The sequence below is a fragment of the Ruegeria sp. HKCCD7303 genome (assembly GCF_013111185.1).
Classification (GTDB): Bacteria; Pseudomonadota; Alphaproteobacteria; order Rhodobacterales; family Rhodobacteraceae; genus Ruegeria.
Genome location: NZ_WVRE01000005.1, coordinates 208,413 through 233,645, shown reverse-complemented (window position 1 = coordinate 233,645; position 25,233 = coordinate 208,413). Strand labels below are relative to the sequence as shown.

The window sequence follows — 25,233 nt, the reverse complement described above, 5'->3', positions numbered from 1 at the left end:
TTCAGCTTTCCATTGCTTTCATGACCGCCTGTACCTTTTTACGAGCCGCTTGACCGGTGTCGTTCACAACAACGCGGTCCCCATTTAGATAAATCAGCCGGTCAGCCATCTGCATCAAAGAGCGATCGGCGGTGGCGACCCAAACGGTTTTGTCAGCTTTTTGATCCTTGAGCCAAGTTTTGAACCTGTCACGACACGGTTGCGACAGTCCGTTGGTAGGTTCAGAGAATAGATAAACAGAGGATGACCGCGCCATGCTGCGGGCTAAAGCCAGAGATTTGAGCAACTCGCCGGACATGCCAGACATTTGCTGAACATTCAGTCGCGTGCGGTACCCGTCCGGCAAAGCCTTGATCTCATCACGAATACCCAAGGTGTCGAGCGCTTGCGCAATGTCACTTTCGCTGAGGGTCGGGGCAGCAAGGCAAAAATTTTGTGTTACGGTGCCGTGAAACAGGCATGTGTCATAGGTCGCATAGGTTACGGACTTGCGGAGCTCGTCGCGCGCGATTTGACGGATATCGATGCCATCATGCTCGATTACGCCTGCCACAGGCGTTGCCAAACCGCAGATTAGGTCAAGTACAGCGGTCCGGTTTGCTACACCCCGGCTCATGACGACAACAAGTTCACCTGGTTCGCAGTGGAAGCCAGCCGCCGTCAACAGCGCCGGGTTCAAAGGGTCGGGGCGATGGCTTACGCCCTGAAAACTGATTGCTCCGGTCATTGTTTTCTGATGAGACCGGCCCAGACCAAGTTCGAGTTCTTCTGGTAAGGCCAAAACCTGGTCCGCCTGTTTTTGGCTTTTCAAATGTCCGCTCAATTGTCCAAGCGAGGATTGAAACGCTTGCACTGGAGCCAGCACTTTCGACACCAGCGCAATCGAAGCGATCAAGGCGCCGAAACTCATGCTGCCCTCAACAGCGCCGTGGGCGCTGAGGATGATGGCACCGGCAGAACCAAGCGTGACAGTTGATTGTGAAAGGGCCTGCATAAAATTGCGCAATTGACGCGCACGAGCTGTCGCGTCTTCGGCTTTTTCGGCCAGCGGCATGCACCTCTCCAACCATTGGTCCTGCATCCCAGGATTGACCAGTGCACTTTGATGTGCGACGGCGTCCTCAATGCAGGACGTGCTGGCCCGAACTGCGTCGGCGGCTGTTTTGTCCAACTTCTGCTGAACAGGAAGTGACACAAAGCCAATCATCAGAAGAGCAACAGCAAGCCCCAATGTAAGTACCCCTACGGGTGGGGCAAGATATGCAAGCACGGCAAAGAAAAGCAGCGCAAACGGCAAGTCGATCAGAACGATCATGAGTTGACCGGTGAAAAGTTCGCGCAGGGATTCGAGCTGGCGAAAGCGGGCGATCTGTTGGTTTACGCCGGACTTTCGCAGCTGTGACAGTGGAAGGCGCATCAGTTTGGTAAATAGCCCAACAGCGAGTGCGCGTTCTCCGTTTTGGCCGACATGAGCCAGAGCTCTTGTTCGAATGTGCCGGAACATGAAATCCGAGATTGCAAGGATACCAACGCCAACGGCCAACGCGAACAAAAGATCCACCGAGCCTGAGGGGATCACCCGATCGTAAACTGCCATGATCAGAAGCGGTGCAAACAAGCCCAGCAGGTTGGTTAGAAATGCTGCGAGCAACAGACCAGGCAGCATTTCGCGCAATGCGCCGAATGCGGCCGCAACAGTTCTGAAAGCGGGTTGCGTGTCCTGGTACTTGTACTTCTCGATATGGATCAGCGTACAGGGTACGCGTCGTCGGAGGTGCTGGCGCATAGAGCCGGTGTTCAGGTCGGCAGTTTGCAGCTTGTCGCCGTTAAGGCCGAGAGCCACATAACAATCTCCGTGCGCGGGGATCACGAGTGCGGGGCATTCTGCCTTTGTAATATCGCTCTCACGGCAGGTTGCCTGAACATACGGAACGTTCAGGTTTTCAAGTGTCTGGACTAAATCCGCTGGGTCCAGTTCCTCGGACAGATGCGGGAAAGCCTCGGCGATTGCATCTGAATTGTTCTGCCAGCCGCCAACCAACAACAGTTGCTCCAGTAAAGCTGACGCGTCGCGCGTGTGGACCATGTTCATGCCACATCCTTTCTGTGCTGGGTGGCGATTTGGTCGGCCTGTGCGTCTGAAACCCAATCTGCAACGTTATCTCCTGCCTGAGGGGCAAGCTGAATCCTCAAATCTGCCAGTCGCTGCATGCGCGGATCTGGGCTGTCCATAAGGATGGTTGGCCTGTCAGGCAGTTTGGCAAGGCAGGCGGCAAAAGCATCACGTTCTGTAGTGTCGAGAACAGATGTCGGTTCGCTCATGATCAGGATTTTCGGGCGGAGTGCCAAAACGCGCACCAATGCTATGAGTTGGCGGTTTACGGGGTCATCCTCGAAGCTACTGCCTGACCCCAAGACGGTGTTGTAGCCCGTTGGCAGGCGATTGATCCGAAGGTCCAGACCCAACTGACAGACGAGGTCCTTGGCGCGCGCGATTTGTTTTTCGTCGCCAAAGGCGCTTAGGTTTTGCAACAATGTACCCGAAAGAATGGCTGGGTTCTCTTCCAGAACGACAATGGCATGATGCCCACGCCAGGAGATCAGGGATCTGCTGTGGATCTCGTCAACATAGGCTTCTTCGGAATGTAGTGTGGTTCGACCAGTCACTGAGTCATAGAACGCGCTGATCTGTCGGCGCGTTGGGCCGGTCACCAATGCAACTTGACCAGGCAATATCGTCAGAGTGTCCAACGCCATAGTTTTAGCCCCCTCTTGATCCGGTTTAAAGCCTTTAATCGTGATCCTGCCTTCGGTCGGGGTCGGCGTTTTGGTCACTGCCGGAACTGTCTCAAGTGCATCAATTTCGCGCAATTTCCGCCAGGAAAAGGCAACGTTTTCTGACTGGACCCACAGTGTCAAAAGTTTGGTCAGCGGCTGTACGATCCGTCCGTTAAGCAACATGCAAGCAGCCATCTCGGCTATCCCGATCTGTTGTTTGATCACCAGATAGGCACCCAGCAACCCCATGGCAGCCACTGAAACTTGACCAAAAACTGCCCCAAAGCTCTGCGCGAGCCCAGAGAAACGGATCAATTGGTGACTTACGTCCACTGTTTGGTCTTCGAGCATTTCGAACCGGCGGGTCATCTGCCGTTCCATCCGGTTGGCCTTGACCGTCTGGCCTCCGGAAAGCACTTCGGACAAAAATGCATACCTGCGATTGTCCAGCGTTTTGCGTCTGTCAAACAGCGCCCACTGCGCACGTTTGATCATCAAGGAGAACACGGTGACAGCTATCAGCCCAATGATCGGAACCAAAACCAGCCAGCCACCGATCAATGCGACCATCACTGCGAAAACTAAGGTAAATGGTAGATCGATCAGCAGCGCGTAGTTTTGCCCTGCGTTGTGATCTCGCAATTGTGCGATCGCGGAAAAGCGGTCGAGATAGTTCGAATTTGCCTGACGTGAAAACACAACCGGATTGGCATGTAGTATTTGGTTTATGAAACGACGGTAGTTTGAGACTGCTGCACTTTGTGACGTGATGTTCAGCAGAGTTGCCCTGCTCCAGCGCAGCGCCAGTTCTATTGACACTGACACCAACAGAATAAGTGTCAGCATGCGCAACGTCTCGACCGACTTAAACGGAATGACCCGGTCAAAGATCAGCAATATTGTGATAGGCATGATCAGCGCCACAGTGTTCAGCGACAGTGAAGCGGCGAGAATAGGCACTTTGGTTGCGAGAGAACTGTCGCGCCCTCTGAATACCTTGTCTTTCATCTCAGCTCCGTTTGATTGCTTGGAACAAGAGGCGTGGAAAACCTTTCTGTTTCATAAAGTTGAGGGCTGTTCATAGAAAGGAATCGACTAAAATTCGCGCGATTGGCGAAAGGGTGGATTAACACTTACCCACTACTGTTCCACTCCAGTGGATTGGAAACGGGGGCCTGAAATGGGTAAAGCAACCAACAGTGGAGCGGGGCTGACTTCTGCCATGTCAAAGGACCCGAGCGACAAGGAGGCATTTGCTTCCGAAGTTGCCAAAACCGGACAGATCACACCCCAAGATCAAAGCCGAAGCACACTGCATACCGGCGACCACCAAGAGGGCAGCCTGCCAGCACGCGGAGCTACCAAAGGGGCTCAGTCGCAATCGACGGATCATGGCAGTACCCAGGTGCGCGAAAGCCAGAATGCGACGGAAAACCCAAAGACTGATTTATTGCCCGAGGCATTGGTGCCGGACGCGCTTCAGGACGCTCACGTCGAAAGTCCAAAAGCCACAAATACCGTTCTCCGACAAAAGGATGGTGACATATCTGGTCTTGAGCAGAAGGATAGGGTTTCAATCGATGCGTCAGAGTCAGCCCGCAGCACGCCCGCTCAGCGCGCGAAGCCGGTTGAACTGGAGAGCCACGAAGGCGCCGAAGAACCTTTAGCGGAGATCAAGCCATCCGATACTACTTCCCCCGGAATTTCGCTTGGCGGCAATGTTGTCGCTGAAAATGCTGATGGCGCAGTGGTGGGCGTTCTGTCCTTATCAGATATAGGGGATCACCACAGCTTGTCTGTCTCTGATAACCGGTTCGAGGTTGTTGATGGTGAATTGAAGCTTAAGGATGGTATTTCGCTGGATTACGAAGTCGAAGCGCAGATTGGCATAGAGATCACCGTCACCGACAAGGCAGGTTTTTCGCGTACGGAAAATTTCACGGTCCAAGTCACAGACACCAATGATGCGGTCAGCGGCGTGACCCTTTCAGACGCTTCAGTTGATGAAGCCGTCAAGGGGGCCGTCGTAGGCACTTTATCACCGCAGGATCAGGATGAAGGGGACAGCCACATCTATTCCGTTTCCGATGAACGGTTCGAAGTTGTCGATGGCACATTGAAACTGAAAGACGGGATCGCGCTGGATCATGAAGCCGAAACGCAGGTCGATGTTCTGGTCACCGTCACCGATTCCGGTGGAGCTTCGCATACTGAAGAATTGACCATCGACGTAAGTGATCAGAACGAAGCGCCAACTGGTCTGAGACTGAACATAATCACTGACAACCTAGTTCAAGACGGCAGCTTCGAGGAGTTTGACCTTGATCCAGGTCGATGGAGCACCTTCAGTAATAACGGTTCAGGTCCCTGGGACAGCCAGGCTGGAATGGAAATTTGGGATAATCTGGCAGGGACCAAGGCTTCGGACGGTCAACAGCTTCTGGAGATGGACGCAGGCCGCGGCGTCGACAGCTTCAGCCAGACGATCCAGACCAGTAAAGGTCAGGTCTATGACCTGGGGCTTGATCTAAGGGAACGTCTGGCCAACGGGACGGATACAGTAGAAGTCTACTGGAACGACGTTCTAGTGGCCGAGCTTAATCCGGATACCACGGACTGGACCTCGTTTGACATGCAGGTGATTGGTACCGGCGAAGACCAGTTGGAGCTGCGAGAGGCAGCTGACGAGAATGATACATACGGAGCGTTGGTCGACAACATTACCCTGACTGCAACACCAAATACCATTGCCGAGAATACCAGCAGTGTAATCGTGGGTGAGTTGCGCTTCAATGATCCGGACGTGAATGACATCCACACCTATACAGTGTCCGACGATCGGTTTGAAGTTGTCGATGGTGTCTTGCGCCTTAAAGACAGCGCGGCATTGTCCTACGAAGACGACAGCACTGTGGAGGTCACAGTGACCGTAACGGATGCAGGCGGCTCTTCCACGTCCGAAACTCTTGAAGTGAACTTGGTGGACACGCCTGAGTTGCTCATTTCGACCGGATTTCAGGCGCAGTATTTCGACGTGGATCATCGATTGTCTTCACTGGAAGATATCGATTGGGCGTCGGAACCTACGCATCAGGAACTGGTTGCTGAAATTGACTACAAAAACAGCAGTCATTCATTTTGGGAGGACGGTTCCCGAGACACTTTTGGTGTCCAGGTCAGCGGCGCGGTTCAGGTTGAGCAAAGCGGAACGTATCGGTTCGACCTAAGCGGAGACGATGGAGCGCAACTGGTGGTCAATGGGAAGGTTGTGGTCGAAAACGATGGATTACATGCCTATCAGACCAAATCAGGTGAAGTTCACTTGGATGCAGGGGCGCATCACATCGAGGTGCGGTATTTCGAAAACTACGGCCGCGCTGGGCTGAAGCTGGAATGGGACGGTCCAGGCATGAATGGCCCGGAGCTTGTAGCACCTCCGGATATGGTTTCGGCTCAAACGGTTTCAGGCATGCCCATTGCGATAAATGTTGCCCACCCTGCTGCTGATCAGCATGCGGTTTCAACGCTTGCTTTGAAAGGGTTGCCTGAAGGTTCTGTCGTGGCATCTGGTCATCAGAGCGTGGTGGTGGGTGACAATGGACACGCCGAAATCACAGGGTTTGGCGCAGAAACGCTTTCCATCACTCCACCTTTCAATTTTGTTGGTCAAATTGACGTTCTCATTGTCATGTCGGGCGATGGACTGACCGAAATCAGTCAACCTGTCAGTTTCAATGTGGATGCGGCGCAGATTGCCGAGCCTAGCGCGGCTTTGAAAGGGGGATTCCACGCAGAGTTTTTCGACACAGACCATCGGATCGGGAAACTGGATGATGTGAACTGGGACGCCGATCCGACCCATTACGAGGTCACGCCGAACATCGACTACGATAATGGGCACGGGTCTTTCTGGGAAGAGGGTTCAACCGACACGTTTGCGGCCCGCTTTCAAGGGAAAGTGTCGGTTGAAGAGGAGGGTACCTATACCTTTTTCACGTCTGCGGACGACGGTGTCGTGCTTTATGTCAATGGGCATGAAGTTGTCAAAGACGACGGAAACCACGGCTATCGGACCGAATCTGGCCAGGTCGCATTGGAGCCCGGCACACATGACATCGAATTGCGATATTTTGAGAATTACGGCCGCGCTGGACTAAAGCTGGAATGGGACGGTCCAGGTCTAGATGGTCGCCAACCTGTTCGGGCAGATCAAGAGATCGCGGTTGATGTGAACGAAACAGCTTGGGTTGCAATCGATATTGGCCCCTCCAGCGAAGACACGACGGTTAGCGTTGAAGGCTTACCAGCTGCCACAATACTAAGCAGCGGAGAGGATGCCATGGTTACAGATGGGGGGCCTGCTGATCTGTCCGGCTGGAATCTGGATGCGCTGGAAATCTCTCCACCCCCCGGTTTTGCCGGAGTGATAGGCGGCGAAATCACGATTGATTCTACAGCTTTTAACGGTGCTCCTGTTACGTCCACATCAAACTTCGCAATTGCGGTTGGAGACATGCAATCCAACCCAGAGGCCGACGTTTCAGGTGAAACCGAAACTTTGCCAGACACGGGTGTCGCTGCGTCTCATGTCGGTTCAGAGATTGCTTGGGATGTCGCATTGGACGACACCGACGCGGCAGTTCAAAAAGCTCTGGATGGATCGCAAACGGACGTCATGGCGGAACCGGTGCTGGTTCAAGAGAGTTCCGACGTTCTGCAAATCAGTACAGACACGTATGAACGCGTGGAGTGGTAGGAACAGAGCCGCCGAACAAGATCGAACCTTTAACCGCTTAGCAAAACAGGTTGTCTCTTTGAGTCGGTCGCTGACCCATTTGAGTTTGACAGTTATCCCTCAAACGGATGTGCAGGCGTTTGTTGCCTGTCTTGCGAGCAATGTCAAAAACGTACCTGCCTCTTCAAATAAGGGTCGGTCAAATTGCGTTCAATCGACAGCTACAAATGGATCGGCAATGGCAACATTCGATGGTTTGATCCCGCAGATTGAAACGGCTCTCGCACTCAAAACAGACGCAACTACGTTCAACTGCTGTGCCGGGTCTGGTCAGCAGGGCCAAATCGATTTATCTCGCGCTATAAGCATCGCAAGTTCGATGCGGGTGGATGCAACTCATCCAGCGATTTTCTTTAGTTGGTTACGATCAGCATGCCGAGCTTTAACGTCAATGCGGATGCCCCCGTATTCGAGTAGCGAGAGCGACCATGACCATTCCGATTTCAGCGCTTTCAATCGGTTCTACAGGTGGGCGAGTGCTGCGCTAACGTTCTATTGCTTCTTCCTCTTTAACTCTGGCCGAATTGCTTCCGTATTGTTTGCGGGGTCCTGACTGGTCGTTTCAGTGTCAGCCAGTTGGCTTGTTCCAGCTACATCTGTGGCTTGAGCCCTGATCCGCTTGAGCTTACCAATCAAACTGTGAGCGGTAGGAAAATGCGCAAATCCCAGGTTGGATGATCTGAAATACAAGGAATGAAGGAGGCGTACATGAGCTTTAACGTCAAACTGTCTGGCGTTATGCCAGCGTTGGTCACCCCCTTTGGGGCAGATGGCGGGATCGATTTTGTTGCTTTCGAAAACCTGCTGTCTCATTTTCGCGATGCGGGTGTCGCGGGTTGGGTTCCGAACGGCTCGACCGGCGAGTATTTCAGCCAATCGACACAAGAACGTCGTCAGGTGCTGCAATTTGTGAAGGATTTCGCGAACGCAGATGAGATTTTGATCGCGGGCACCAACGCCCCGGCCACCCGCGAAGTGATTGAGCAGACGGCGATTGCCAAGGATATTGGCTATGACATCGTTTTGCTGGCGCCACCGTTCTACACAAGACCTACTCAGGACGAACTGATCGATCATTATGAAACAGTCTTGGCCGAGGTAGATGTCAACATTGTGCTTTATAGCTATCCGTTGAAGGATGGGGCGGATATTTCTTTCGATCTGATGGACCATTTCGCTGACAACCCGCGTGTCATCGGCATCAAGGAAAGCTCTGGTGTTTTGCAGCGGGCTATTGACATCGTGTCGCGGTATGAAGGCAAGATCCAATTGATCTCGGGCTCAGACGACATTGCGCTGGATTTCATGTTCTGGGGTGCCGACAGTTGGATTTGCGGCCCATCTAATTGCATGGCCAAGGCTTGCTGCGAGTTAGACCGTCTGTACAAAGCAGGCGAGCTTGTGGCGGCCAGAGACCTGATGAAAAAGCTATACCGGGCCATGAACATTCTTGAAAGCGGCAAGTTCGTACAGAAAATCAAGTTTGGGGCCGAATTGCAGGGGTTGGATGTGGGGCAATGCCGTGCGCCGCTGGGGCCGCTGACCGAAGCGGAAAAGGCCGAGTTCACCGAGGCCATGCAGCCCATTCTGGCGATGTGAATCTTGTACGGGTCGAAGGACCAAAAACCTGAGATGACCGAATTTACAGAAATACCGGTGCTTGATCTGGCACCGCTGATCCGTGGCAAAGACACAACCCAACTGGCGCAGGCATTCCTTGAGGCCTATGGTCAGACCGGGTTTGGCTATGTGATTAATCACGGCGTGGATCCCAGTTTGCGCGCCGCCATCTTTGATGCGTCAAAGCGTTTTCATGCTTTACCAGTGGATGCGAAACAGTCGATCGCACTGGACAAAAACCATCGCGGTTATATTGCGATCAACACGTCAACAGATGTGAATTCCGATCTGGCCGAGGTCACAAAGCCTAACCAGTCGGCATCATTCATGATGATGCGCGAGGATGCAGAGGTTGACCCCGATGTCTACCTATCGGGGCCAAACCAGTGGCCCGATCTGGAAGGGTTTCGCGAAACCTGTGAAGCCTACGCGCGGGCTATGACTGAGTTGGGTCACAAGCTGCTGGGATTGGCGCTGGCTTCAATTGGGTCCGCAGATCGTTCGATCATGGCCGCGTTTGAAGAGCCAACGATTTGGTTGCGGCTTTTGCACTATCCGCCGCAGTCTGCGCACGCTCCGGAGGATCTTTTCGGATCGGCGCCTCATAAGGACTTTGGGGTGCTGACGTTGCTGGCGCAGGATGATGTTGGTGGCTTGCAGGTTCAGACTCCGGCGGGCCATTGGGTCGACGCGCCGCCGATGGAAGACGCGTTTGTGGTCAATGTCGGAGACATGTTGCACCGGTTATCCAATGGCAAGCTCTTGTCTACGCCGCACCGAGTAATCAATTCCAGCGGGCAAGAGCGCTATTCGATTCCATTCTTTTTTGACCCGCATGTCTCCGTTAATATCGCACCACTCGCCGGGACCGGTGCGCCCAACTTCTCGGCTTTGAACTTTGGCGATTTTCTGAAGAACGAACTGGAAGCCAGTTATGAGGCGCATCAAGAGGGCGCCCCTGGCACATCGGGTTGACCATGGCTTAAGAACACTTTACGCCCGGCGTCCTTTGCTCAGACAATTCGGAGATAAGCGCCATGGCACCTTTCCGCCCGTGGATTGGCATTGACTTTGGTACGTCAAATTCAGCCGTTGCTTACGTTGTCTCAGATGTGCCCCGTCTGGTGCATTTCGATGCCAAGGCGCAAACACTTCCAACCACTTTCTTTTTTGATTTCGAAACGCGCGAAAGCCTGATTGGCGAACCCGCCAACAGGGCGCTTCTGGATGGTCTCGAGGGGCGTTTCATGCGGGCGCTCAAACGGGTATTGGGCACCACGCTGATGCATGAAAAGCGACAAATTCTGAATGAGCGCCTGACATTTGTTGAAATTATTGGGTCATTTCTGCGCAAGCTTAAGGAACGGGCCGAGGCCGAGCTTGGCGTGTCATGTACCCGCGTCGTCTCTGGGCGTCCCGTGGTCTTTCACGGGCAGAACGATCCGCGCGAGGAGCAAGCCGAAGCCGACCAGCGAGCCTGCTACGATGCCGCTGGGTTCACAGAGGTTCGTTTCTGCCCGGAACCCGCTGCGGCGGCCATCGCAACTGGTGTGGCAGGGCATGGGGCTTTCACTGGCTTGGTTGTTGATATTGGTGGCGGAACATCCGACTTTTCGGTGTTTCACAGCAGCACTGCGGGGATTGAGATTCTCGCCAATCATGGCGTGCGAATTGGAGGCACCGATTTTGACCGTGCGATCAGCATAGACCACGTGATGCCCCTATTGGGCAAAGGCTCGATGATCCGGGATGTTTTTGGAAGTGGGAGTTCACAAGCCCCCAATGCTATTTTCAACGACCGTGCAACTTGGGAGGTGATCCCGTTTCTGTACACGGCGCAAAACCGACGCATGGTCGAAGATATGCTAAAACTGGCCGAGTCCCCTGAACGGTTGGCCCGGCTCGCCACAGTGCTTCAGCACGAGCTGGGGCATGAACTGGCTTTTGCGGTCGAGCGTGGCAAAATCGCGGTGAACGCAGGGGCGCAGGATCCTGCAATCAAACTTGATATGCTGGAGGCCGGATTGGCGGCTCGGCTCAGTGATGCTTTGGTGGCCGAAAGCCTTTCAGATCATGCACGGCGGCTGGCGTCTGGTGCGCATGCAGTGCTGCTTCAAGCTGGAGCGACCGCCGCCCAAATTGATCGGGTGGTCTATGTCGGCGGCTCCAGTCTGATGGGGGTCGTGCCGGAAACGATGCGAAACATTTTCCCTGCGGCTGAGCATTCCTTTGCCTCAGTTTTTACCGCCGTTGCGGAAGGGTTGGCCATCATGGCTGCTCAAGAAGCGGCATAGCTGTGACAGCAAGATTGCCTTGCAAGCGAAGATCCGGTTTGAACCAGACAACCCGCAATTCTCGAAGTTGGCACTGAGTTCTAAGTCTAAACCAATTGTCATCCAGCCCCGGAGGCAAAGTCAATCTGTGGTTGTGGACAGAAAGTAGTTGAGGTTAAAGCATCGCTTAGCGCTCGGGCCCCAAAGCTCTGAGAAATCGGAAAATATCAATTTGATATTAAAGATGTTGTAATTTCGCAATTGTATTAACAAAATGTATATGCGTGAACTAATTCACATTAATCACCTTTAAATTGTAGATATTCTTCACGAAATGGTGATGGGGAGCGCTCGATTTGCAGGTGTCTGTATTTCGGGAACGCACTTGGTCGCCGTGTTAATTGATTGCGATGGTTGTGAGGCTCCAGGGTGACTAAGAAATCGAATTTGCTGGTTGCCGTTTCGTTTTTAGCATTGATTTCAAATCCTTTGTTTGCTGCACCGACAGCATCATCAAAAGTTGGTGACACAGTCGCAAACCCTGTGACGGGTAAAGATACAACCGTAAGTGCACTGATCGTGGACCCTGCATCCAAGCCAACAGCGGGCACAACCGCTTTTGTTGAAACGGCGGACGGCTACGTTTTTTTAGTCAAAAGCGCCGGTGACACGATTTACAATTCGGACAATCCTCCGCTTGCTTTTAGCATTGTTTCTATAAGCGGAACGACTGCTCAAATCAGCGGTGGCGGGGCAACAGGAACGGCAAGTCTTTCCACCCAACTGACGTTGTCGCAGTACAACAGCAACTTCAACAGTACCGGCACAGCAGGCACCGTTACGCCACCCGTGAATGTCTCTGGCCCCAACGGAGTGAGCCAAGTTGTTTATGGCCAGAATGGCAGCAATGGGCGCGACGGCGCATTGGTGGTTCCACCAGGCTCCGGAGGCGATGGCAAGGATGGCCCGCTTCAGTCTCAATCCTTAAGTAGCGATGTCAACGCCACCAGCAATATCGGGTGGGAAATCGGAAGCGTTGGAGGAGATGGCGGAGACGGTGGAGATTCCTACCTGAGCTTCTGGGATGGCCGTGATGGTGGTGACGGTGGAAAGGGTGGGACGGTTAATGCCACGCAAACCTCGAGCAGCACAATCCAGACGTCAGGTGTTGGCAATGAAGGTATTTTTGCGTTCAGCCGCAGCGGTCAGGCCGGTAATGGCGGAAGCGGCTTTGCAGCGCCCGGTGGCGGCACTGGAGGGCACTCGGCCGATGGCGGAAATGTGACACTCACCCAAAGCGGGTCGATTTCGACCAGCGGAGACTTTGCCGACGGTATCTATGCGCTGAGTGTGTCGAACAATGGCGGCAATGGCGGTTCGCAATGGGGATTGGTTGGATCCTCTGGCAGCGGCGGTTACGGCGGCAGTGGTGGCAACGTGGTGGTTAAAACGACTTCCACGGGTAGCATCCTGACCACGGGCAACTTCGCTAATGGTATTCTGGCGCAATCAGTCGGTGGTTCTGGCGGCTCTGCCGGGACAAATGGCAACCTTTTGGTCTCGTTGATTGGTGGCGCGGACAACGGCGGCAACGGCGGGCAGGTGTCGGTCTCGCATGGAGGGGCCCTTGAAACACGGGGCAATTTCTCTCGTGGGATCGTTGCCCAGTCCATCGGTGGCGGTGGCGGTTCCGGTGGAACAGCAGGGGGCCTTGTGTCCCTGTCGCTGGGTGGTGTCGGATCAAATGGGGGCAGCGGTAGCGCCGTCAGCGTGTCGGTGCTGGGTTCGGGCAGCATACTGACACTTGGTGCCGGAGCTGACGGGGTGATGGCACAGTCGATTGGCGGCAGCGGTGGTACCGGTGCAAATTCTTACGGTTTGGTGGCGATCGGCGGCACTGGGTCTCGCGGCGGTACAGGTGCGGCTGTCAGCGTCAGCAACTTCGGGCGCATCGTCACCCAAGGGGATGGCGCGCGTGGCATCATCGCTCAATCCATTGGCGGCGGTGGCGGTGACGGGGGATCGTCCGGCGGCATGGTGTCTGTTGGCGGCAACGGCAGCGGCGGCGGCAGCGGTTCGACCGTGACCATTGTAAACGATGGAATCATCACCACGGGTGGCGACGATGCGATGGGCATCTTGGCCCAGTCTATCGGCGGCGGCGGCGGTAATGGCGGTTCGTCCGGGTCCGTTGGGGCCTTTGTAGGCGTCGCCATCGGTGGCGATGGCGGAGCTGGTGGCAAAGGTGGTGACGTCAACGTCACCCTTTCCAACACAGACGGCAGCCAGCCTTCGGCGATCCAGACGTCGGGCGCGCGATCCACAGGTGTTTTTGCGCAATCTGTTGGTGGCGGTGGCGGCAACGGCGGCGGGGCCGTTTCGGTTGCTGTAGGCGCTTTTGGCGCTGCCTCAGTTTCCGTCGGCGGATCGGCGGGCAGTGGTGGGGACGGCGGCAATGTAACGCTTGCTGGCGGCGGTTCGGCTTCGGTGCAAACCGGAGGAGACGATTCAACCGGCATCATGTTACAGTCTGTCGGCGGTGGTGGCGGTAATGGCGGATACGCGGTTTCGGTTGCGGTATCCGGCGGTCCGGCGGTCCGGTTTCTGGCTCTCTGGCAGTTGGCGTTGGAGGTGACGGCAGTACAGGTGGCAAAGGCGGTAACGTCACGGTTGGTCAGTTTGACAGCAGTGGCGCAGCCGTTGCCGCGGGTTTCGAAGGTACGGTTGTCACAACAGGGAACCGGTCAACCGGCATGCTGTTCCAGTCTGTTGGCGGTGGTGGAGGCAATGGCGGTTTGGCTGTTGCGGCAACCGGCGGTGCGTCAGCGCTGTTTTCCGGCAATGTCTCGGTCGGAATTGGTGGCCAGGCTGGCAGTGCTGGGAATGGCGGGATCGTAAAGGTCTCGACCAGTGCGGATGTGACGACGACCGGCACAAACTCAAGCGCGATTATTGCGCAATCCGTCGGTGGCGGCGGTGGTAACGGTGGCGGTAGCATCGCGGCCGGGATCAGTGCCAGCGGCGGAGCATCCGCTGGGGTCAAAGTCAGCGTTGGTGGAAATGGAGGCGGGGCCGGGACCGGGGGCAAGGTCACTTTGGTCGCGGGTGGCTCATACATCGAGACCAACGGCGCGTTTTCCAGCGGTGTTGTTGCGCAATCCGTCGGTGGCGGCGGTGGTAATGGCGGTTACAGCATCGGGGCCAGCGCCAATATCGGCGGCGCAGCTGCCGGGTCCGTGAACGTCGGCCTGGGTGGCAAATCCGGCGGTGGCGGCATCGGCGGCACCGTGACCGCGCAGGTCGGTGCAAATGTTACAACGCGTGGAAACGATTCCGGGGCGGTTGTCGTTCAGTCCATCGGTGGCGGTGGCGGCAACGGTGGGTTCAGCGTCGCGGCAGGTTTGGCGGCTGGTGGTGCGGGTGCTGGAACAGTCAACGTCGGGCTGGGAGGCTCGGGTGGCAACGGGGGCAACGGTGGCACTGTTTCAGGTATCCGTGTCAATGGAGATGTCCGAACCGAGGGTCTGCGTTCGACGGGTGTGGTGGTGCAATCCATCGGCGGCGGTGGTGGTAACGGTGGTTTCAACGTCACCGCAGGTGTCGCCGCGGCGGGGGCCGGAGCCGGTACGATTGGAGTCGGGCTGGGGGGCAATGGTGCCTCGGGCGGTGATGGCGGTATCGTAGAAGGCCAGGTTGCTGGAAACGTTACAACACTGGCTGATGCGTCAAGTGGTGTGGTGTTTCAGTCCATCGGCGGCGGTGGCGGTAATGGGGGTTTCAACGTCACAGCCGGAATAGCGGGTGCTGGTGCGGGTGGCGGTGCCGTTTCCGTTGGCTTGGGCGGCGGCGGCGCAGGCGGCGGTGTCGGTAAAACCGTGACCGGGCAAGTTACGGGTACAGTCCGCACAAGCGGCGAGGATTCTACTGCGGTTCTGGCGCAATCGGTCGGTGGCGGCGGCGGCAACGGTGGTTTCAACGTCAGCGCGTCCCTGGCAGGTGCAGGTGTGGGCAGCGGTGCTGTAAGCGTTGGTTTGGGCGGTGATGGTGGCACTGGTGCGATCGGTGGCACTGTCACCCTGACCACAACCAATTCAATAGAAACGGCTGGGGATCGTTCCTCGGGCGTGGTCGCGCAATCGATCGGCGGCGGCGGCGGCAATGGCGGCTTCAACGTTTCGGGCACCGGGGCTGGTGCGGGCGTCGGGTCAGGCGCGGTGAGCGTTGGCTTGGGTGGTACCGGCAGTGGCGGTGGCAACGGTGGCGCAGTTACTTTGACTTCTGGCGGCACGGTATTGACGCGGGGCAACGGATCAACGGCCATTCTGGCGCAGTCTATCGGCGGTGGCGGCGGCAATGGCGGCTTCAACGTCAGTGCGTCAGTCCAGGGATCGGGCACCGCTGGCGGCGGAGTGTCTGTCGGCTTGGGTGGAAATGGTGGTGGTGGAGGCGACGGCAGCACCGTCAAAGCCACGTCAAACAACGCTGTTGAGACGCGCGGAGATCAATCTTCGGGTGTCGTCGCGCAATCCATCGGTGGCGGTGGCGGCAACGGCGGGTTCAACGTGGCTCCTGTTCTCTCGGGTGCGGGTACCGCCAGTGGCGCGGTCAGCGTCGGTCTGGGTGGATCGGGTGATACCGGCGGCAATGGTGGTGCTGTCACTTTGACGTCCAACGGCACCATTTTGACCAAAGGTTTCGCGTCCAGCGGGTTTGTTGCGCAATCGCTTGGAGGCGGCGGCGGCAATGGTGGTTTTAACGTTTCTCCAACCGCCTCAGGCGCTGGCACCGGCGCGGGGTCGGTTTCGGTCGGTCTTGGGGGCTCTGGCGCGGGTGGTGGTGACGGTAGCACTGTCACGGCCAGTTCCACTGAAAACGTGGTGACCATGGGTGCTGCTTCGGTAGGTATCCTTGCACAATCCGTCGGTGGCGGCGGTGGCAATGGCGGCTTTAACGTCTCACCAGCACTGGCCGGAGCAGGCACAGGCGCAGGTGCGATCACCGTTGGATTGGGCGGATCCGGCGGCAGCGGCGGCACCGGTGGGGTAGTCGGGCTTACAGTTGCCAACAGTGTCCGCACCGAAGGCAACCAATCCAGCGCGGTTGTCGCCCAATCCATAGGTGGCGGCGGTGGCAACGGCGGTTTCAATGTTTCAGCTTCTGTAGGTGGCGCAGGTACCGGTTCTGGCGCGGCTGCAGTGGGCTTGGGTGGTCGCGGAACCGGTGGCGGCAATGCTTCATCGGTCACGGCGAACGTCACTGGTAACCTTGTTACCTTAGGCGAAACCTCTTCCGGGTTATTGGCTCAATCCGTTGGCGGCGGTGGCGGCAATGGCGGCATGAATATCTCGGTCGCGGTGGCTGCGGCTGGAACGGGTTCGGGTGGTGCATCTGTCGGTCTGGGCGGTGCGTCCGGCACTGGCGGCGATGGCGGAACGGTACAGGCAACGCTGACAGGCGACGTCTCGACCCAAGGCAATGAATCCGGAGGGTTCATTGCGCAAAGCCTTGGCGGCGGCGGTGGCAATGGCGGCATGAACGTCTCAGCGACAGTGACTGTCGCCGGAAAAGGAAGCGGGGGTGCATCCGTAGGGCTTGGCGGCAGCGGTGGAAGCGGTGGTGATGCCAACACTGCTACGGGCACTGTTGTGGGCAACGTGAATACGGCGGGCAACAACTCGGGCGGTGTTCTGGTGCAATCTGCTGCTGGTGGAGGCGGCAACGGCGGGCTGAACGTCTCTGCGGCTGTCAACCTCTCGGGCACAGGCGGCGGCGCTGTTGGCGTCGGCATTGGCGGGTCCGGTGGCAGTGGCGGAAATGCCAATGCTGCAACCGGTACGGTCACGGGCGATGTGACAACGACGGGCGACACGTCGACCGGCGTTTTGGTGCAATCCGTTGGCGGTGGAGGCGGCAACGGTGGCGTCAATATCTCGGGCGCGCTTAGCATTGCGCGTACAGGTTCTGGTGCTGCAGGCATCGGCGTTGGCGGCTTTGGGGGCAGCGGCGGAACAAGTGGCACAGTTAACAGCACGGTTGCGGGAAACATCAGCACCTCTGGCACACGGTCTGCGGGTGTCATCGCCCAGAGCCTTGGCGGCGGCGGCGGCAACGGCGCAACCAACGTTTCTGGTGCGATTTCAGTGGCCAGCAACTATTCGGGCGGCCTCGGTGTTGGCGTTGGCGGATTTGGCGGCAACGGCGGTGCGGCGGACAATGTCACGCAGCAGGTCACGGGCAATGTGACAACTGCTGGGGATGATTCAGTTGGTATCCTGACGCAGAGCCTTGGCGGCGGCGGTGGCAATGGCGGTGTGAACATATCATCCGCGCTGTCCCTGTCCCGGTCGACCAACGCGGCCGTGGGTATCGGGGTGGGCGGCTTCGGCGGCGGCGGAGCAGACGCAGGGGTATTGACTCAATCGACTGTGACGGGCGGCGTGCGCACTGACGGCGACCGTAGCACTGGTGTTTTGACCCAAAGCCTTGGCGGTGGTGGTGGCAATGGCGGCACCAATGTTTCGGCATCCGTGAGCATTAGCCAGCAGAACGGAGGCGGGATCAGCCTTGGCGTTGGTGGCTTTGGCGGTGGTGCTGGGAATGCCGGAGATGTGATCAGCTCCCTGCGGTCCAGCACAAACGCTGGCGGAACCAGTTCGATTGTCACAACTGGTGCGGATAGTATCGGGGTTATTGCGCAATCCGTTGGTGGAGGCGGCGGCAACGGCGGTCTGAATGTTTCCGGCGCGGTAAGCTTGTCAGGCAAATCCGGCGCGGCCGTGGGTCTGGGCCTCGGCGGTTTCGGCGGCGGCGGCGGAGACGCAGGCACCGTTAAACTGGACGTGCAAAGCGACGTCGTCACGGCCGGAGACGGCTCGCATGGTCTGTTTGCGCAAAGCGTTGGCGGTGGTGGCGGAACCGGTGGCACGAATGTCTCGGGGACGCTGTCGCTGACCAAACCTTCGGGTTCCAGCACGATCTTTTCGGTCGCGGCGGGTGTTGGTGGTTTTGGTGGCGCGGGCGGCAACGCACAATCTGTCGATCTGGATTACACCGGCAATGTTCAGGCGGTGCCAATGGTCATATCCAACGGCACTTCGACTGTTGATCAAAGCAAAGGAGCCAGTGGCATCATTGCGCAATCGCTTGGCGGCAGCGGCGGCGATGGCGGGATAAATGTATCCGGCGGTTTGGCGATTAGCGGCAAACCCGGCGCGGGTCTGACCGATCAAAGCAAGTCCTACGCTGCTGTTGTTGGGGTTGGCGGTTTTGGCGGTGGCGGCGGCGACGCTGGGGGCGTCTCGATTGATATTGGCGCCGGCAGCACGATCCGGGCGCATGGTACGGGGCAGTCCGGTCTGCTGGCACAATCCGTTGGCGGCGGTGGCGGCAATGGTGGCATGAACGTTTCGGGTGGGATCGTATCAGACAGTTCCCTGATCGTGGGTGTCGGCGGGTTCGCGGGCAATGGCGGCAAAGCGGGTGACGTCACTGTCACGTCGCAGGCAAACATCACGGTCACGACAAACCCTGATGACATCTCGATCCCCAACACAACGACGTTCGAGGACAAGCTGCGCGATTTCCTGGGCAACACTATTGTCGATCAAACTCAGGAACTGACCTCGACTTTCGGGCTTGAGCGTCTGTTTATCGACATGGGTGTCTTCAATGAAGAAAAGCAGGATACAGACGGGTCGGCTGGTCTGCTGGCGCAATCCATTGGTGGCGGCGGTGGCAATGGCGGCTTGAACGTCTCGGGCGGTATCGCGCTGAGCAAAGACGGCAAGATCCCCTCGGTCACATTCGGGGTTGGCGGCTTTGGCGGCAACGGCAATATCTCTGGCAATGTAGCGGTGGATCATGCGGGCGCGGTTTCGGTTGCGGGCAACTGGAAGCACGGTGTTCTGGCGCAATCCATTGCGGGCGGCGGCGGTAACGGCGCGCTGAACGTGACCGGGCAGTTGAACTATGGCGATTCCAACAATTCCAGCGGCAAGACCGATCTCAGCATCGTTGGCGGCCTTGGCGGCCACGGTGGCACCGGCGCAGATGCGGGCGACGTAACTGTCACGCAAACCGGCAATATCTCGACAAACGGGTATCACGCACGTGGCCTTTTTGCGCAAAGCATTGGCGGCGGTGGCGGAACCGGCGGGATCAACGCGACGTTCGTGGGCACCAAGGATAGCTCGCCAATCGCGATGGGCATTGGTGGTTTTGGTGGCGGCGGCGGTGACGCGGGCAATGTCACCGTAGCGCGCGGAACGTCGACAGCGGCAGCGGGTACCATCACAACCGATGGGGCCGGATCGCACGGGATCGAGGCGTCCAGCATCGGTGGCGGCGGCGGTGACGCCGGGATCAACGCGGTTGTTGGTTTCAGCAAGACTACCGGCAGTCAGAGCAACGGCGGCACGGGTGATTCAAGTGGCCGTAAAACGCCCACGAACACAGGTGTCGATGACTCAGTCATCGCAAACTACAATGCGGTACTTGATGAGCTTGAGGGAAAGGTGAACCCGGCGGATTCCTCGGGTAATAAGACGGGTGTGTCGGCTGTGGTGGCCATTGGCGGGTCTGCCGGAACTGCGGGCGATGGTGGCACGATTGATGTGGACCATTACGGCAATGTCCTGACCAAGCAGGACGGCAGCCACGGGATTTTTGGGCAATCCATCGGTGGCGGGGGCGGTAACGCAGCCCTGAACCTGGGGATGACCTACGAGTTGGCCTCGGACGCGACCAACAAGGGCTTTGGGCTAGCGATTGGCGGCGGGGTCGGCAACGGTGGCGACGGCGGCACGGTTGATCTGCGCCATACCGGTGACATCACAACACAAGGGGCAAATTCCCACGGTTTGTTCGCCCAATCAGTTGGTGGTGGGGGCGGCAACGCCGGATACAACTCTGCCTCTACCTCGGTGGACGGAGGCAACGTCAACATCCAGATCGGTCGCGTTGGCGGCACGGGTGGAATGGGCGGCAACGTCTATGCCAGCTCGAACGGAATCATCGCTACGCAGGGCAACAGCTCTTATGGCTTCTTTGCACAATCGATCGGTAATGGGGGCGGAAACTCGACCTCGACCTCGGTCAGCATCGGTACGCCCAAAACCGGCGACAGCAAAGGCAACAAGGCCAGCTTGTCTGTCGGGCTTGAAGGCGGCACCGGAGGTGAAGCGGGCGATGTCACGGCTGTTGTGGCCGGTACGGTCTCAACCCAAGGTACGGATGCCCATGCGGTGTTTGCCCAAGCCGTAGGCGGCGGAGGCGGCACCGGCGGCAAGGCCAGCAACTCGGCTGGCAAGGGCACATCGATTGCCCTGTCCATCGGCGGCAGCGGCGGCACGGGTGGCCTGGGTGGCAAGGTTGACCTTACCAATACCGCGCGGATCGCAACCTTCGGCGACCGGTCGAACGGGCTGTTGGCGCAATCCATTGGCGGCGCGGGCGGCACCGGCGGTATGGTTCAGGCAGGGCAGTCGAACCTCGACACCATCAAGGCTGTGGTCAACCCGTCGACGGTTGGCACAACCGCTTCGATCAACGTCGGCGGCACCGGCGGGGACGGTATGACCTCGGACACTGTAACTGTGGACAGCGATGGGATTATCACGACCCAAGGCACAATGTCTCACGGCATATTTGCGCAATCCGTCGGCGGCGGCGGCGGTATGGGGGGTGTTGTCGAGAACCGCATCATCAGCCTGCGCAAAGACATCGGCAACACGGCAACGCTGTCAATTGGCGGCAATGGCGGTACTGGCGCGACCTCGGCGGCGGTTGCGATCACGAACCGGGACCTGATCCAAACCGTTGGTGACAAATCCGTTGGTGTCTATGCACAGTCGGTCGGCGGCGGCGGAGGAGACGCGCAACAGGTCCGCAACATCATATTGGGCCGATCCTCGGATGGGGCAACGACGAATGCCATTCTGATTGGTGGCACAGGCGGTACTGGGGGCGCTGGCAGTACAGTAACGGTTGTGAATACAGTCGATGGTACGATCCTGACTGACGGCGCTGAAAGCCACGGAATATTCGCTCAATCCGTTGGCGGCGGCGGCGGCACGGGCGGTTCGACCATTTCGGTTGACGGCCGCTATGGCGGTGCCGAGGCCAGCACACGAAGGGCACTGCAATTCGGCCTGGGCGGATCAGGTGGCACGGGCGGCATTGGCAGCACCGTTTCGGTAACCAATGCGGGTACAATTTTGACCAAGGGTGCGGGCGCACACGGAATTTTTGCACAGTCCATTGGCGGCGGCGGCGGTTCCGGTGGCAGCTCGATTACGGGCACGCTGCGGCTGAAAACCGGGAGCAACAGCTCGCCGACAGCACAGCTGAATATTGGCGGTTCCGGTGGCAGCGGTAATGTTGCGGGCAATGTGATCGTCAGCAACAGCGGTGACATTCAGGTCGATGGCGCAGGGGCTTATGGTGTCAAGGCGCAATCCGTCGGCGGCGGTGGCGGCAGCGGAGGGCTGGCCGTTTCCATAGATGTGAATGACCTCAACAACACTATGACCGGCAAGTCTTATTCCAAGATTGCCATTGGTGGCTCGGGCGGATCGGGCGCCGATGGAGGAGATGTCACGGTCAACCATACCGGCACCATTGTGGTGAACGCCCAAAACGGGTTTGGCATCCATGCGCAATCCGTTGGCGGCGGTGGCGGCAATGCGGGCTATTCGGTTTCCTCCCCACTGATTTCGGCACTGGATTACACCATCTCGCAGGCGCTGGGTGCCCGCACGGGAACGACCGGTTCCGTCGGCGCTGTAACGGTAAATTCAACCGGAGATATTCTAGTCAACGGTGAAGGCGCGCAGGCGGTGTTTGCCCAGTCGGTGAACGGTGGCGGAGGCAATGCCAACACTACGGTCGATTTCACAGCGCGGACATCGGGCGCGACTGGCTCGGTCGTGCATAGCGATATCGCTCTTGGTGGTGACGATGTGTCGGGCACGTCAGGCAATCAGGTTGCGCAGACGCACAACGGCAACATCGCGACGACGCGTGACAGATCGACGGCCTTGATGCTGCAGAGCGTTGGTGGTGGTGGCGGAGCCGCAGCAACCAATGTGGATGTCGAAGACGGCGACGCCATAGACATCTCGGCACGTCTGGGTGCGATAAACACTAATGATGCGAGTGGCGGTGATGTGACCGGCAGCAGAACCGGCGATGTTGGCACCGGTGGGGCATTCTCGTCGGCGGGCACAGTACAGTCCATCGGCGGGGGCGGTGGTAAACTGGTGCTGAACAGCAACGGCAGCGGTGTGGCAGGCACCGAGAGGGCCGCTTCGGTAATCCTGGGAGCGGATCCCAGCTTCAACAACGATGGCGGCGCGATCAGCCTGTCGCTGGACGGTGACGTCTTTACCAGCGGAGACCGCGCGTTTGGTCAAACAATACAAAGCATCGGTGCGGGCGGTGGCGAGGTTGTGATATCAGGGCTTGGTGCCACCGATGTGACCCTGGGCGCGCAGGATGGATCGACCGGGGACGGCGGCAATGTCGATTTCACCAATATCGGCGATATGACCACAAGCGGCCAAGGCTCTCATGGCTTCGTCATTCAGAGCATTGGCGGCGGCGGCGGTATTGTCTCGACCAACATGGCGCAAAGCCGGATCACCGTGGGTCTGTCGACTAACAATGGCGGCAATGGCGGCGATATCGATTTCACGCAGACCGGGAGCATCGTGACCACCGGTCAAGACGCGATTGGTGTGCTTGCTCAGTCTCTGGGCGGCGGTGGCGGCATGGTGGACTCGGTCTTCCGTGGTGCCGCAGGCGGTGCAGGTTCCGGTGGGGCCATCGACATGGCGTTGAGCGGCAATATCATGTCGGTTGGCGCAGGCGGTATCGGTGTTCTGGCGCAATCCGACGGGCGGGATGGTGCAGGTGCCATTACCCTCGGCTTGGATGGTGTGGTCATGGGTGGCACTGGGCAGGCGGATTCTGTTGCTTCGATCATTGTAGATGGCGGAACGAACAACACGCTGTCACTGTCGGCGAACAGCGTCCTGTTGGCCGGGAACAACCAGTTGCTGAATGGGGGTGATGGGAACGATCTGGTCACGCTCTCGGGCGCGGCCCTTGGCAACCTGAACCTTGGCGCAGGCTCTAACGGACTGACCCTTGCAAATGGGGGTGCGCTTTATGCGCTGGATGTAATCGATCTGGGCTCCGCTGGGTTCATGCAAGTGAACGGCGATTTCGTTCTGGGTGCCAACTGGGGGCTGAACACAGCCTTCACTTCGTCCGTGCAAGCCAGCAACTTTGCCTTTTATGGAAATGTCAGCCAAACGCTGGACCTGATCGGCAGCCTAGCCTTCGGCAACACTGCAACGTCGACCTTCGATGTGTATTTCCTGACCTCAGGCGCGTCAGGCGGCAACAGCGATCTGATCAACGTGACCGGAAACGCAACAATTGGAGGTACGTTGACGCCGCAGTTGAACACGCTGCAACGGGCCTTGCCTTTGGTGATCATCAACCCGAATGGCGCCGCAGCAGATGCGGGGACAACAATTCGGGACACTGTGGTTCTGGACTATTCAATTGGCCTGAATGGTTCGACGTCTGACGGCAGCTCAATCGATTTGGTGGTTACGCCCGATTACTCGACCCAGGGAATGAACGTCAATCAAGCGGCCATTGGTGACTATATCAACCAGGTACTCAACGGGCAGGGTTCGGTTGCACAGGGCGAGCTGTTCGCCCTAATCGGGAACATGCAATCCGAGGCCAACGTCATCGCCGCGATAAACTCTCTGTCGACTTCTGATTATGCCTCTGATCTTGTGGATGCCTATTACGGTACCCGCGTGTTTGCCGACACGCTGCACAATTGCGAGCGGTTTACCGATTATCAAATCGGAAATAACCCGCGCAATTGCGCATGGTTCTCAGGCGGGAGGTCCTTTTTGGACCGAAACCAGACTGGCGTCTACGATGCTCTGGACATCAATGCGACCAACCTGTCCGCCGGGGTTCGTATGCCCGTGGGTGATGAGCTTTATGCGGGTTTTGCAGTGGGTCACGACCAGATGAGCCTGAGCAACGGATCGTCTTACAACGCAACCGGCGATCGATTCAATCTGGGTGCGTCGCTGACCAAATACACCGGCGCGTGGTCCTTCGCGGCGCAGCTGTCTGCCGGTTGGTCAGACTACGATACGCTGAGCGCAGGCGGGATTGTTGGAGTGCTGCCCGGTGGCACGGTTGTCAACACCACTGGGGTCAGTGAGATCACCCATAAGACCAACCACCAAAACCTGCGGTTGAGCTTTGCCTACGACCACCGGTTTGACGGTGGTCGGTCTTACCTGCGGCCCGAACTGTCTTTTGATGCAATGCGTCTCGCAACCGAAAGCAACGGCCAGGCGACCCTGTCTGGTGTTACTTTGCAAGACGACAGCAACATGATCTATTCGTTGATGCCGACAATTGAGTTGGGGACCGAGCAGATCCTGAGCGGTACCCAAAAACTGCGTGCTAGCCTGCGCGCGGGTGCCATTCTGTCGTCAGATGATACAGTCTCGGTTACGGCTGGGTTCGCGGGGGCCAGCGCGGCTGATGGCGGATTTGTCAATACCAGCTATGTAGGGGACAGCCATGGGGTGATCTCGGCCCGGCTGGGATTGTTTGCCTTGGATGACAGCCGCTTTATCAATCTGAGCGTCGATCATATGTTAGGTGATTCAACCGAGGCCTTACAGGTTGGGCTTGGCCTTGGAGTACAATTCTAATCCATGA

8 protein-coding genes are annotated in these 25,233 nt (G+C 57.7%); 5 read left to right on the top strand and 3 right to left on the bottom strand.

Annotation, left to right across the window (positions count from 1 at the left end; all coding sequences use genetic code 11):
* Position 1: 1 nt before the first annotated feature.
* Both GS630_RS14825 and GS630_RS14820 read right to left on the bottom strand, forming a co-directional pair.
* Complete coding sequence (locus GS630_RS14825) at positions 2–2,092, bottom strand: peptidase domain-containing ABC transporter (RefSeq protein ID WP_171712105.1); 2,091 nt, start codon at positions 2,090–2,092, stop codon at positions 2–4.
* Complete coding sequence (locus GS630_RS14820; protein ID WP_171712097.1) at positions 2,089–3,786, bottom strand: ABC transporter transmembrane domain-containing protein; 1,698 nt, start codon at positions 3,784–3,786, stop codon at positions 2,089–2,091. The genes GS630_RS14825 and GS630_RS14820 overlap by 4 nt, the downstream gene beginning before the upstream one ends.
* 172 nt (positions 3,787–3,958) lie before the next feature.
* On the opposite strand from GS630_RS14820, the gene GS630_RS14815 reads away from it, so the two are divergent.
* From GS630_RS14815 to GS630_RS14800, 4 genes are all read left to right on the top strand, one after another.
* Positions 3,959–7,534 carry a PA14 domain-containing protein gene (locus GS630_RS14815; RefSeq protein ID WP_171712095.1) on the top strand — a complete coding sequence of 1,192 codons (3,576 nt, stop codon included), beginning with the start codon at positions 3,959–3,961 and terminating at the stop codon, positions 7,532–7,534.
* A gap of 747 nt (positions 7,535–8,281) precedes the next feature.
* The gene (locus GS630_RS14810) at positions 8,282–9,172 is read left to right on the top strand and encodes a dihydrodipicolinate synthase family protein (RefSeq protein ID WP_171180659.1); all 891 of its coding nucleotides are present in this window, start codon (positions 8,282–8,284) and stop codon (positions 9,170–9,172) included.
* Positions 9,173–9,205: 33 nt separating this feature from the next.
* Complete coding sequence (locus GS630_RS14805) at positions 9,206–10,168, top strand: isopenicillin N synthase family oxygenase (protein WP_171712093.1); 963 nt, start codon at positions 9,206–9,208, stop codon at positions 10,166–10,168.
* Between the two features lie 62 nt (positions 10,169–10,230).
* The gene (locus GS630_RS14800) at positions 10,231–11,487 is read left to right on the top strand and encodes an Hsp70 family protein (RefSeq protein WP_171712091.1); all 1,257 of its coding nucleotides are present in this window, start codon (positions 10,231–10,233) and stop codon (positions 11,485–11,487) included.
* 278 nt (positions 11,488–11,765) lie between these two features.
* Here GS630_RS14800 and GS630_RS14795 read toward each other — a convergent pair whose 3' ends face one another.
* Positions 11,766–11,996: a hypothetical protein gene (locus tag GS630_RS14795; RefSeq protein WP_171712089.1), complete on the bottom strand. Its 231-nt coding sequence runs from the start codon at positions 11,994–11,996 to the stop codon at positions 11,766–11,768.
* Between the two features lie 2,223 nt (positions 11,997–14,219).
* On the opposite strand from GS630_RS14795, the gene GS630_RS14790 reads away from it, so the two are divergent.
* Positions 14,220–25,226, top strand: a complete 11,007-nt coding sequence (locus GS630_RS14790) for an autotransporter outer membrane beta-barrel domain-containing protein (protein ID WP_171712087.1) — start codon at positions 14,220–14,222, stop codon at positions 25,224–25,226.
* The last annotated feature ends 7 nt before the right edge of the window (positions 25,227–25,233 follow it).

Coding starts and splice junctions, on each gene's coding strand:
- GS630_RS14825 (WP_171712105.1), bottom strand. CDS start 2,092: ATGAACATGGTCCACACGCGCGACGCGTCAGCTTTACTGGAGCAACTG.
- GS630_RS14820 (WP_171712097.1), bottom strand. CDS start 3,786: ATGAAAGACAAGGTATTCAGAGGGCGCGACAGTTCTCTCGCAACCAAA.
- GS630_RS14815 (WP_171712095.1), top strand. CDS start 3,959: ATGGGTAAAGCAACCAACAGTGGAGCGGGGCTGACTTCTGCCATGTCA.
- GS630_RS14810 (WP_171180659.1), top strand. CDS start 8,282: ATGAGCTTTAACGTCAAACTGTCTGGCGTTATGCCAGCGTTGGTCACC.
- GS630_RS14805 (WP_171712093.1), top strand. CDS start 9,206: ATGACCGAATTTACAGAAATACCGGTGCTTGATCTGGCACCGCTGATC.
- GS630_RS14800 (WP_171712091.1), top strand. CDS start 10,231: ATGGCACCTTTCCGCCCGTGGATTGGCATTGACTTTGGTACGTCAAAT.
- GS630_RS14790 (WP_171712087.1), top strand. CDS start 14,220: ATGCTGTTCCAGTCTGTTGGCGGTGGTGGAGGCAATGGCGGTTTGGCT.